The organism is Neisseria sp. P0008.S004, assembly GCF_051962755.1.
Lineage (GTDB): Bacteria > Pseudomonadota > Gammaproteobacteria > Burkholderiales > Neisseriaceae > Neisseria > Neisseria subflava_A.
In genome coordinates, this window is record NZ_JBQCUZ010000001.1 from 264,166 (window position 1) to 275,491 (window position 11,326).

Below are 11,326 nucleotides of genomic sequence, written 5' to 3' on the forward strand. Positions count from 1 at the left end.
ATCGACGCCAATAAAGCAGCAATCGCTGAAAATACTGCCAAACTTGAAGAGCAAAAAGAAGCTAACGAAGGCTTCAACAATGCGATCGCCAGCTTGGATAAAGACATCGGTGATCTCGCATTAGCCGGTAAAGCAGCAGCTGACGCTTTAGAAGCTAACCGTCAAGACATCGACGCCAATAAAGCAGCAATTGAGACCAAAGCTGATAAGACTGCTGTAGAAAGCGTAAGAACAATAGCTGTTGAAGCTCAAAAATCAGCTCAAGTGGTAAAAGGTGCTGTTGAAGTTGCCCAAAAATCTGCTGAAACTGCTGAAAGCCATGCCAAAGCTGCAAAAACATCCGCTGATGCTGCCAATAATGTAGCAAGTGCGGCGCAAACTGCTGCTGCTCAAGCTCAAGATGCAGTTAAAGCTAATGCCACACAAGTTGCCGCTAACAAAGCCGATATTGCTACCCTGCAAACAGCAAGCAACCAACACGCTGCCGGTATTGCTAAAAACTCAGCGCGTATCGACAACTTGGACAAAAACGTAGCTAATCTGCGCAAAGAGACCCGCCAAGGTCTTGCTGCACAAGCAGCCCTCAGCGGTCTGTTCCAACCTTACAGCGTTGGTAAGTTTAACGTTACCGCTGCTTTGGGTGGTTTCAAATCTGACACCGCAGTTGCAGTCGGTGCAGGCTACCGCTTCAATGAAAACTTTGCAGCCAAGGCCGGTCTTGCAGTCGGCACCTCTTCAGGCGGCTCTGCATCTTACAACGTAGGCGTGAACTACGAATGGTAATACTGGTTTAGTGTTAAATAGGTATCAAACCCGCAGCTATGCTGCGGGTTTTTTGTTTTGTTTGGCGGGTTTGCTCAACTGGACATGAATCTCGAATAAAAGACTTATAGTGGATTGACTTTAAACCAGTACGGCGTTGCCTCGCATAGCCGTACTATCTGAGACCTTTGCAAAATTCCCCAAAATCCCCTAAATTCTCACCAAGACATTTAGGGGATTTTCCATGACCACCTTCTTCCAGCAAACTGCCCAAGCCATGATTGCCAAACACATCGACCGTTTCCCACTATTGAAGTTGGATCAGGTGATTGATTGGCAACCGATCGAACAATACCTGAATCGTCAAAGAACCCGTTACCTCCGAGACCACCGCGGCCGTCCCGCCTATCCCCTGTTGTCCATGTTCAAAGCCGTCCTGCTCGGACAATGGCACAGCCTCTCCGATCCCGAACTCGAACACAGCCTCATCACCCGCATCGACTTCAACCTGTTTTGCCGTTTCGACGAGTTGAGCATCCCCGATTACAGCACCTTATGCCGCTACCGCAATTGGCTGGCGTAAGACGACACCCTGTCCGAATTGCTGGAACTGATCAACCGCCAACTGACCGAAAAAGGCTTAAAAGTAAAGAAAGCATCCGCCGCCGTCATTGACGCCACCATTATTCAGACCGCCGGCAGCAAACAGCGTCAGGCCATAGAAGTCGATGACGAAGGACAAGTCAGCGGCCAAACCACACCGGAGAAAAAGCCATTCTCCATCTCTCCCCGGTTATCCGCAGCGACAACACACTGATGATACGCGAGCTGATTAAAGCAGGAGCAGGCATAGGCTATCAGCCCCTTTGGGCAGTTCAGCAGGAATTGAAGGACGGCACATTGATCCAACTCCTGCCCGATTACACCATCTGGACAGACCAACTGAACGCCACCTATGTCGACAGGGCATTTCTCAGTGCGAAAGTGCGCAGCTTTATCGACTTTCTCAATGAAAAAATATCGGAAGGATAAACATCAAGGCCGTCTGAAACACTTTTCAGACGGCCTTTAATCAAAGCAACAATCCAATCAATAATTGGTTGAGCAAAACTGTTCGCGTTTGTCCGCATCGGCGGCATAGCATGTCAAACCCATGCCTGACGCATTGCTGTTGTTCGCTTTCGCACCCGGTTTCTTGTTCACCAAAACCTTACCGTTTTTACCGATCTCCACGGTTACGCCTTTGCCGTTTTTCAGCTTCCATTTCAACACTTGCTCATCGGCACTTTGGCACTTGCTGACCGTACAGCCGCCTTCTGTCGCGACGTTGCCGTTTTTATAAATCACGCACTGCTGCTGGCTGTCGGTACAGGCCGCATATGCAGCAACGGAGAAACAGGAAATCAACGCGGCAAACAAAACAGGTTTCATGGTTTGAACTCCTAAGGTTGTGATGATGGATTTGTGATATTTGGAACTATACGCTTATTTGAAGATACCTACTACTCTTCAAATATGCATAAGTTGCAGCCATAGAAGCTGAAGCAACTGCCCCATTCAATTGATATGCAGCTCCCGTCAACATAGCACCAGCTGCATTTGCATTACCAGAGAGACCTGCATTGGCTACAGAAGCTCCCATAGCAGCACTTGTAGCGGCAAAAGATAAGGCTGCGATTGCAGCATCAAGGCCATCCAATGAATTTCTATCTGCTTCAGGCGTGGCTAAATATTTCTGAATATTATTAGCATTTTGAATCGCATCAGCAGTACTTAATCCATTTTCGCGTGCAATATTTAAAAAACTAAATCCAGCGTTTGGCATTCTCATACTCCAAATTTTAAACTAAAAACCACAACCCAAAAAACGGAAATACAAATTGCAAAAAATATAAATAAATTAATATACTGAACAATATAAAAAATCATATTAATTTGTTTAAAAAATTTACTTGACTCTGTAATATTACCAATAATAAACTTTACACTAGAGGAAAGAAAAAAAAGAGTGATCCCCCCACCATAGAATATATACTTATTAATTCTTACAAAAATAATAAAAATATCATAATATTCTATCCTGTATACATATAAAATTCCACCTAATAAAAAATAACATATCATAAAGATAAAATAAAAAATACATATAAAAATCTTTACCATATTTTAAAATTTCAACCGAAATATCTTTTATTAATTTAATAAATATAGAATGGGTTACAAACCCAATATTCAAAAGTAGTCTAAAACAATATCTGTTTTCCAATAATCTTTCATAACAATAACAAAATACTAAACAGATACTCAACTTGTAATTTTGATTAAAATACCATTACATCTAAAATCTACAATCCATTTCAGATAAACGGAATTTAACTAAAACAAACGTATCATTACAACTGTAAATGCCGGCAAAAGTTGTCTGAAAAGTTTTCAGACGACCTTTAATTGGTTTTCTACCTTACCGCTTCAACTTCGCAAACGCATCCGCCATCGCCGAATTGGTCGGGGCGCGGTCGTTGCGTTGGGGTTTGCGGTCGCGGCGTTCTTGATGTCGGGTTTCAGACGGCCTGTTGCCTTTGGCTGTGCCACCCAGTTCGTCATCCAACCGCATAGTCAGCGCAATGCGTTTACGCGCAGCATCGACTTCCAGCACTTTTACTTTCACCACATCGCCGGCTTTCACCACTTCACGCGGGTCTTGGACGAACTTGTTGGACAGGGCGGAGATGTGCACCAAGCCGTCCTGATGGACGCCGATGTCCACGAACGCGCCGAAGTTGGCAACGTTGGAAACCACGCCTTCGAGTATCATGCCGACTTGCAAGTCGCTGATTTCATGGATACCTTCAGCGAATGAGGCCGTCTGAAACTCGCCGCGCGGGTCGCGGCCGGGTTTTTCCAGCTCGGACAGGATGTCCAGAATGGTCGGCAGGCCGAAGCGTTCGTCGGTAAAGTCGGACGCTTTGATTTGCTTCACGCGCTCGCGGTTGCCGATGAGTTCGGCGGCGGTAATGCCTTGTTGCGCCAGCATTTTGGCAACTACAGGATAGGCTTCGGGGTGGACGGCGCTCGCGTCCAACGGCTCTTTGCCGCCGTTAATCCGCAAAAAGCCTGCTGCCTGCTCGAAGGTTTTTTCGCCCAAACGCGGTACTTTCAGCAATTTTTTGCGGCTGTCGAACGCGCCGTTTTCATCGCGGTAGGCAACAATATTTTGGGCAAGGGTTTGATTCAAACCGGAAATCCGCGCCAAGAGCGGGGCGGAGGCGGTGTTCACATCCACGCCGACGGCGTTCACACAGTCTTCGACCACTGCATTCAGCGATTTGGCGAGCTGGCTTTGGTTCACGTCGTGCTGATACTGCCCCACGCCGATGGATTTGGGGTCGATTTTGACCAACTCGGCGAGCGGGTCTTGCAGCCTGCGGGCGATGGACACCGCGCCGCGCAGGGAAACGTCCAAGTCGGGGAACTCGCGCGCCGCCAGTTCGGACGCGGAATAAATCGATGCGCCGGCTTCGGAAACGACGATTTTGTGCAGCCCCATTTCGGGCATTCCGCGCACCAGTTCGCCCGCGATTTTGTCGGTTTCGCGGCTGGCAGTGCCGTTGCCGATGGCGATGAGTTTCACGCCGTGTTGTTTAATCAGGCGCGACAGCGTTGCCAACATATTGTTTTCTTGATGCAAATAGACGATGACCGTATCCAGCAACTTGCCCGTGTCGTCCACCACGGCGCATTTCACGCCGTTGCGGTAGCCGGGGTCGAGACCCAAAGTAGTTATCCGTCCGGCGGGCGCGGCGAGCAGCAAGTCTTTGAGATTGCGGGCGAACACGGTAATCGCGTCGGTATCAGCGGCTTCTTTCAGACGATTTAGTGCTTCAAGCTCCAACGACAAAAAGATTTTCGCGCGCCAAGTCAGGCGCACGGTGTCGCGCAGCCATTTGTGGCCGTCTGAAACCTTAAAACGGCGGGCGATGATTTGCTCGTATTCGCTTTGCTGCGTAATCGGCGTGTCGTCGGGCTGGTATTTGAGCGCGATGTTCAACACGCCTTCGTTGCGGCCACGCAAAACCGCCAGCGCGCGGTGGCTGGGCATGGTGCGGATGGGTTCGCGGTGGTCGAAATAATCGCTGAATTTTTCGCCTTCGGTTTCTTTGCCTTCAACGACTTGCGCGTGGATTTCGGCTTCGTTCCACAGCTTGTCGCGCAGCGTGCCGATGAGTTCCGCGTCTTCGGCAAACTGCTCCATCAGAATCGCACGCGCGCCGTCCAGCGCGGCCTTGGTGTCGGGGACGTTTTCGTTCAGGTAGCCCTGCGCGGCGGCTTCCACGTCCTGCGGCTGCTCGGTAAGCAACACGTCCGCCAGCGGCTGCAAACCGTGTTCACGCGCGATTTGCGCTTTGGTACGGCGTTTGGGTTTATAGGGCAGATACAGGTCTTCCAGCGCGGTTTTGTTGTCGGCAGCTTCGATTTGCGCCCTGAGGTCGTCTGAAAGCTTGCCTTGCTCTTCAATACTTTTTAAAACAACGGCTTTGCGATCTTCCAATTCGCGCAGATATTGCAGCCGCTCGGCAAGCTGGCGCAGCTGCGTATCGTCCAGCCCACCCGTGGCTTCTTTACGGTAACGCGCGATAAAGGGTACGGTCGCGCCGTCGTCCAAAAGCTCAATGGCGGCATTGATTTGCGCGGTAGTGGCGGAGAGTTCTTGGGAGAGAATTTGGGTAATGTTCATATATTCCTTCATATTCCATCTGAACGATTGATAGGACAGCACAACGTAAGATAATTTTTGGGAAGACAAAGGATAATACTGATACACTTCATTCAAAACAAGATAACATATGCTGTATAAGGAAAACCAATGACTATTCTTATCACCGGCGGTACCGGCTTTATCGGTTCCCATACCGTTGTTTCCCTGCTGAAATCAGGCTTTAATGCTGTGATTTTGGACAATTTGTGCAATTCGTCTGCCAATATCCTCCCGCGCTTGGAAAAGATTACCGGCAAGTCTGTGCCTTTTTATCAAGGGGATATCCGTGATCGTGAAGTGTTGCGTCAAATCTTTGCAGAACACGATATTGATGCCGTCATCCATTTTGCCGGCTTGAAGGCCGTCGGTGAAAGCGTGGCCGAACCAATGAAATACTACGACAACAATGTGTCGGGCAGCTTGGTTTTGGCTGAAGAAATGGCGCGTGCCGGCGTATTTAAGATTGTGTTCAGCTCATCTGCTACGGTTTACGGCGATCCGGGTAAAGTACCTTATACGGAAGATATGCAACCGGGGGATACGACCAGCCCTTACGGTACGTCCAAGTCTATGGTGGAGCGCATTTTGACGGATATCCAAAAGGCCGATCCGCGCTGGAGCGTGATTTTGTTGCGCTATTTCAACCCTATCGGTGCGCATGAAAGCGGTTTGATCGGCGAGCAGCCAAACGGTATCCCAAACAATCTGCTGCCTTATATCTGCCAAGTGGCTTCAGGCAAGCTGCCGCAATTGTCGGTTTTCGGCGATGACTACCCTACCCCAGACGGTACGGGTATGCGCGACTATATCCATGTGATGGATTTGGCGGAAGGCCATGTGGCGGCCATGCAGGCGAAAAGCGATGTGTCGGGCGTACACCTGTTTAATTTGGGTTCGGGACGTGCTTATTCGGTATTGGAAATCATCCGTGCCTTTGAGGCAGCCTCCGGTTTGACTATTCCGTTCCAAATCAAACCGCGTCGCGATGGCGATTTGGCCTGTTTCTACGCCGATCCCGCCTACACCAAAGCGCAGACCGGTTGGGAAACCAAGCGCGATTTGGCGCAGATGATGGAAGACTCATGGCGTTGGGTCAGCAACAATCCAAATGGCTACGACGATTAAGTTGAACTGATACAGGCCGTCTGAAAGAGATGTTTTCAGACGGCCTCTTTATCTGAAAAACACACTTTCTGTCTGCTATAATCCGTTTATATTATTTTGACTATCCTCTGAAACTTATGAAAAAAATCCTTGTTACCGGCGGCGCGGGCTTTATCGGTTCTGCCGTTGTCCGTCATATTATCCCAAACACCCAAGACTCTGTCGTCAATGTCGATAAGCTGACTTATGCCGGCAATTTGGAATCTTTGACTGAGGTAGCCAATAATCCTCGCTATGCTTTTGAACAAGTGGATATTTGCGACCGCGCCGAACTCGACCGCGTATTCGCACAACACCAGCCTGATGCCGTGATGCACTTGGCTGCGGAAAGCCATGTCGACCGCTCTATTGATTCGGCAGGCGAGTTTATCCAAACCAATATCGTCGGCACATTCAATCTGCTTGAAGCGGCCCGAGCCTACTGGCAACAAATGCCGTCTGAAAAGCGCGAAGCCTTCCGTTTCCACCATATTTCTACCGATGAAGTCTATGGCGATTTGCACGGCACAGACGATTTGTTTACCGAGACCACGCCATACGCGCCGTCCAGTCCCTACTCTGCTTCTAAAGCGTCCAGCGACCACCTCGTCCGCGCATGGTTGCGTACTTACGGTTTGCCGACCATCGTAACCAACTGCTCCAACAACTACGGCCCCTACCATTTTCCGGAAAAACTCATTCCTTTGATGATTCTGAACGCGCTCGACGGCAAACCACTGCCCGTTTACGGCGACGGTATGCAAATCCGCGACTGGCTGTTTGTCGAAGACCACGCACGAGCACTGTATCAGGTTGTTACCGAGGGTGTTGTCGGCGAAACCTACAATATCGGCGGCCACAATGAAAAAGCCAATATTGAAGTCGTCAAAACCATCTGCGCCCTGCTGGAAGAGCTTGTTCCTGAAAAACCGGCCAGCGTGGCGCGTTATGAAGATTTGATTACTTTCGTACAAGATCGCCCCGGCCATGACATGCGCTACGCCATCGATGCTGCCAAAATCGGCAGGGAGCTGGGCTGGAAACCTCAGGAAACATTCGAATCCGGCATCCGCAAAACAGTGCAATGGTATTTGGACAACAAAACCTGGTGGCAAAACGTATTGAACGGCAGCTATCGTTTAGAGCGTTTAGGCACCGGAAAATAAGTTTTCAGACGGCCTGTTCCCATATTAGGCCGTCTGAAAATCATGCAAACACACACTACTCAGGAGAAAACCCATGAAAGGCATTATCCTTGCCGGCGGCAGCGGCACTCGCCTCTACCCCATCACGCGCGGCGTATCCAAACAACTGCTGCCCGTGTACGACAAGCCCATGATTTACTATCCCCTGTCCGTATTGATGCTGGCAGGAATCCGCGATATTTTGGTCATTACCACGCCCGAAGACAACGCCTCTTTCAAACGCCTGCTTGGCGACGGCAGCGATTTCGGCATTTCCATCAGCTATGCCGTTCAACCCAGTCCGGACGGCTTGGCACAGGCATTTATCATCGGCGAAGAATTTATTGGCAACGACAATGTTTGCTTGGTTTTGGGCGACAATATTTTCTACGGCCAATCGTTTACGCAAACATTGAAACAGGCTGCCGCCAAGACCCACGGCGCAACCGTATTCGGTTATCAGGTTAAAGATCCCGAGCGTTTCGGCGTGGTTGAATTTGACGAAAACTTCAACGCCCTGTCTATCGAAGAGAAACCGCAACAGCCCAAATCCGATTGGGCGGTAACCGGCTTGTACTTCTACGATCAACGCGTCGTCGAATTCGCCAAACAAATCAAACCGTCCGCCCGTGGCGAATTGGAAATCTCCGACCTCAACCAAATGTATTTGGAAGACGGTTCATTGTCGGTACAACTTTTGGGACGCGGTTTCGCATGGTTGGACACCGGCACCCACGAGAGCCTGCACGAAGCCGCTTCATTCGTCCAAACCGTGCAAAACATCCAAGACCTGCAAATCGCCTGTCTGGAAGAAATCGCTTGGCGCAACGGTTGGCTTTCTGATGAAAAACTGGAAGAGCTGGCGCGCCCGATGGCGAAAAACCAATACGGCCAATATTTGCTGCGCCTGTTAAAAAAATAATGTTTGAGGCCGTCTGAAACTTTTCAGACGGCCTTTAGATGAAAGATAAAACGATGAACATCATTGATACCGCCATTCCTGACGTAAAACTGCTTGAGCCCCAAGTCTTCGGCGACTCGCGCGGCTTTTTTATGGAAACCTTCCGCGACGAGTGGTTCAAAACCCAAATCTGCGACCGCACCTTCGTGCAGGAAAACCATTCCAAATCCAGTAAAGGCGTATTGCGCGGCCTGCACTATCAAACTGAAAACACACAAGGTAAACTCGTACGCGTGGTTGTCGGCGAAGTATTCGACGTGGCCGTCGATATGCGTAAAGACTCCCCCACTTTCGGCAAATGGGTAGGCGAAATTCTGTCCGCAGAAAACAAACGCCAACTGTGGGTACCCGAAGGTTTCGCTCACGGCTTCTATGTATTGAGCGATGAAGCCGAGTTCGTCTATAAATGTACAGACTATTACAACCCCAAAGCCGAACACTCGCTGATTTGGAATGATCCGACCGTCGGCATCAACTGGCCGTTGCAAGGCGAGCCGAACCTGTCGCCTAAAGACTTGGCAGGCAAAGTATTGGGCGAAGCCGTAACGTTTTAAAAAATAATTCAGGCCGTCTGAAAGAATGCTCCTCTTTTCAGACGGCCTACAATCCATTAATAACAATAATCGACGAAAACGCATTGTGAAAAACGCCTACATTCCCTCTCGCGGCATCCGCAAAATCCCCCATCTCTCCACCCTATTGCCTGAGTTTCATATCTGCAAAGATGGAAAAGGAGCAGAGGCTGTGGTCGGCTGGGGTTTGCGCCCGACGACACACAAAGCGCGTACTTTCGCCGCTGAACACCGGCTTCCCTTTATTGCGTTGGAAGACGGCTTTTTACGCTCGCTCGGACTGGGTGTCGCCGGTTATCCGCCCTATTCCATCGTCTATGACGACATCGGCATCTACTACGACACCACACGTCCTTCTCGTTTGGAACAACTGATTCTTGCCTCCGATACCATGCCGTCTGAAACCTTGGCTCAGGCGCAGCAGGCGATGGATTTCATCCTGCGACATCATCTATCCAAATACAACCACGCGCCCGAACTTTCAGACGATCATCCTTTACGTTCCCCATCCAAGCCCGAAACCGTCCTCATCATCGACCAAACCTTCGGCGATATGGCCATCCAGTATGGCGGCGCAGACGCCTCTACGTTTGAACTGATGTTTCAGACGGCCTTGAATGAAAACCCGCAAGCCGATATCTGGGTCAAAACCCATCCCGATGTTTTGTGCGGCAAAAAACAAGGCTATCTGACCCGGCTGGCGCAGCAACACCGCGTCCATCTTTTGGCAGAAGACATCAATCCGATTTCTTTGTTGCAAAACGTCGATAAGGTTTATTGCGTTACCTCACAAATGGGTTTTGAGGCGCTTTTGTGCGGCAAACCGCTGACCACCTTCGGCCTGCCGTGGTATGCCGGATGGGGCGTGAACGACGACCGCCATCCTAAAATCGATAGCCTTGTTCGAACCCAACGACGCGCCCCCGCAACTTGCTGCAGCTCTTCGCCGCGGCCTATCTGCAATACAGCCGCTACCTCAACCCCAATACCGGCGAAGCAGGTAGCCTCTTTGATATCATCGACTATCTGGCAACGGTCAAACGTAAAAACGACAAATTGCGTGGCGAGTTGTATTGTGTCGGCATGTCTTTGTGGAAACGCGCGGTTGCCAAACCATTCTTTAACGTACCCTCTTGCCGTCTGAAATTTATCTCCTCCACCCAAAAACTGGCCGGAGTCAAACTGTCCGATGATGCACGCATCCTTGCCTGGGGCAACGGTAAAGAGGCCATCGTCCGTTTTGCCGAACAACACCACATCCCCCTGCTGCGCATGGAAGACGGCTTTATCCGCTCGGTCGGGCTTGGTTCTAATTTAGTCCCGCCGCTGTCGCTCGTTACCGACGATATGGGCATTTATTTCAATGCCGAAATCCCGTCCCGTCTTGAACACATCCTGCAAAACCAAAACTTCGACGATCAAGACTTTCAGACGGCCTTGAAGCTGCAAAAAATGTTGACCGAAAACCACATCAGCAAATACAACGTCGACAGCTCAGACTTTACCGCTCCATCAACCGACAAAACCGTGATCCTCGTTCCCGGCCAGGTTGAAGATGATGCGTCTATCCGCTACGGTTCGCCCCGAATCTATCGCAATCTGGATCTGCTTCGTACCGTACGCGAACGCAATCCCGATGCCTATATCATCTACAAACCGCATCCCGATGTAGTCAGCGATAACCGTATCGGCCATATTTCCCCTGAAGATACGGCACGATATGCCGACCAAACCGCCGAGCAAGCAGATATCCTGACCTGTCTCCAATACGCAGACGAAGTACATACCATGACTTCGCTGACCGGTTTTGAAGCCTTGTTGCGCGGCAAAAAAGTCAGCTGCTATGGCCTGCCTTTCTATGCAGGCTGGGGGCTTACCCAAGATCTGCTGCCCATTCCACGCCGCAGCCGCAGGCTTGAGCTTTGGCAGCTGATTGCCGGCACGCTCA

8 protein-coding genes and 3 pseudogenes are annotated in these 11,326 nt (G+C 50.1%); 8 read left to right on the forward strand and 3 right to left on the reverse strand.

All coding sequences use genetic code 11. The annotated features are described in order from the left end of the window. The 3 genes and pseudogenes from ACTHSW_RS01310 to ACTHSW_RS01320 all read left to right on the forward strand — a co-directional run. Positions 1-783, forward strand: a 783-nt coding sequence (locus ACTHSW_RS01310) for a YadA-like family protein (RefSeq protein WP_440365270.1), incomplete at its 5' end; no start/stop codon positions are given. A 223-nt stretch (positions 784-1,006) separates the two neighbouring features. Next, positions 1,007-1,531 (forward strand): annotated as a pseudogene (locus tag ACTHSW_RS01315) (transposase); the annotation flags it as partial. Next, positions 1,525-1,794 (forward strand): annotated as a pseudogene (locus ACTHSW_RS01320) (LysR substrate-binding domain-containing protein); the annotation flags it as partial. The pseudogenes ACTHSW_RS01315 and ACTHSW_RS01320, both read left to right, overlap by 7 nt. A gap of 57 nt (positions 1,795-1,851) precedes the next feature. On the opposite strand, the gene ACTHSW_RS01325 reads toward ACTHSW_RS01320, so the two are convergent. The 3 genes from ACTHSW_RS01325 to ACTHSW_RS01335 form a co-directional block, all read right to left on the reverse strand. Continuing rightward, positions 1,852-2,193 carry a hypothetical protein gene (locus ACTHSW_RS01325; RefSeq protein ID WP_070461105.1) on the reverse strand — a complete coding sequence of 114 codons (342 nt, stop codon included), beginning with the start codon at positions 2,191-2,193 and terminating at the stop codon, positions 1,852-1,854. 46 nt (positions 2,194-2,239) lie between these two features. Further along, positions 2,240-2,587: a hypothetical protein gene (locus ACTHSW_RS01330; RefSeq protein ID WP_039861883.1), complete on the reverse strand. Its 348-nt coding sequence runs from the start codon at positions 2,585-2,587 to the stop codon at positions 2,240-2,242. 636 nt (positions 2,588-3,223) lie between these two features. Then, positions 3,224-5,497: a Tex family protein gene (locus ACTHSW_RS01335; protein WP_070461102.1), complete on the reverse strand. Its 2,274-nt coding sequence runs from the start codon at positions 5,495-5,497 to the stop codon at positions 3,224-3,226. A 129-nt stretch (positions 5,498-5,626) separates the two neighbouring features. On the opposite strand from ACTHSW_RS01335, the gene galE reads away from it, so the two are divergent. The 5 genes and pseudogenes from galE to ACTHSW_RS01360 all read left to right on the forward strand — a co-directional run. Then, the gene (galE, locus tag ACTHSW_RS01340) at positions 5,627-6,643 is read left to right on the forward strand and encodes a UDP-glucose 4-epimerase GalE (RefSeq protein ID WP_003747972.1); all 1,017 of its coding nucleotides are present in this window, start codon (positions 5,627-5,629) and stop codon (positions 6,641-6,643) included. 116 nt (positions 6,644-6,759) lie between these two features. Continuing rightward, complete coding sequence (gene rfbB / locus ACTHSW_RS01345; protein WP_070461100.1) at positions 6,760-7,827, forward strand: dTDP-glucose 4,6-dehydratase; 1,068 nt, start codon at positions 6,760-6,762, stop codon at positions 7,825-7,827. Positions 7,828-7,900: 73 nt separating this feature from the next. Next, complete coding sequence (gene rfbA, locus ACTHSW_RS01350; protein WP_049332928.1) at positions 7,901-8,767, forward strand: glucose-1-phosphate thymidylyltransferase RfbA; 867 nt, start codon at positions 7,901-7,903, stop codon at positions 8,765-8,767. A 53-nt stretch (positions 8,768-8,820) separates the two neighbouring features. Then, positions 8,821-9,360, forward strand: a complete 540-nt coding sequence (rfbC, locus tag ACTHSW_RS01355; protein WP_070461113.1) for a dTDP-4-dehydrorhamnose 3,5-epimerase — start codon at positions 8,821-8,823, stop codon at positions 9,358-9,360. A 25-nt stretch (positions 9,361-9,385) separates the two neighbouring features. After that, positions 9,386-11,326 (forward strand): annotated as a pseudogene (locus tag ACTHSW_RS01360) (capsular polysaccharide biosynthesis protein); the annotation flags it as partial.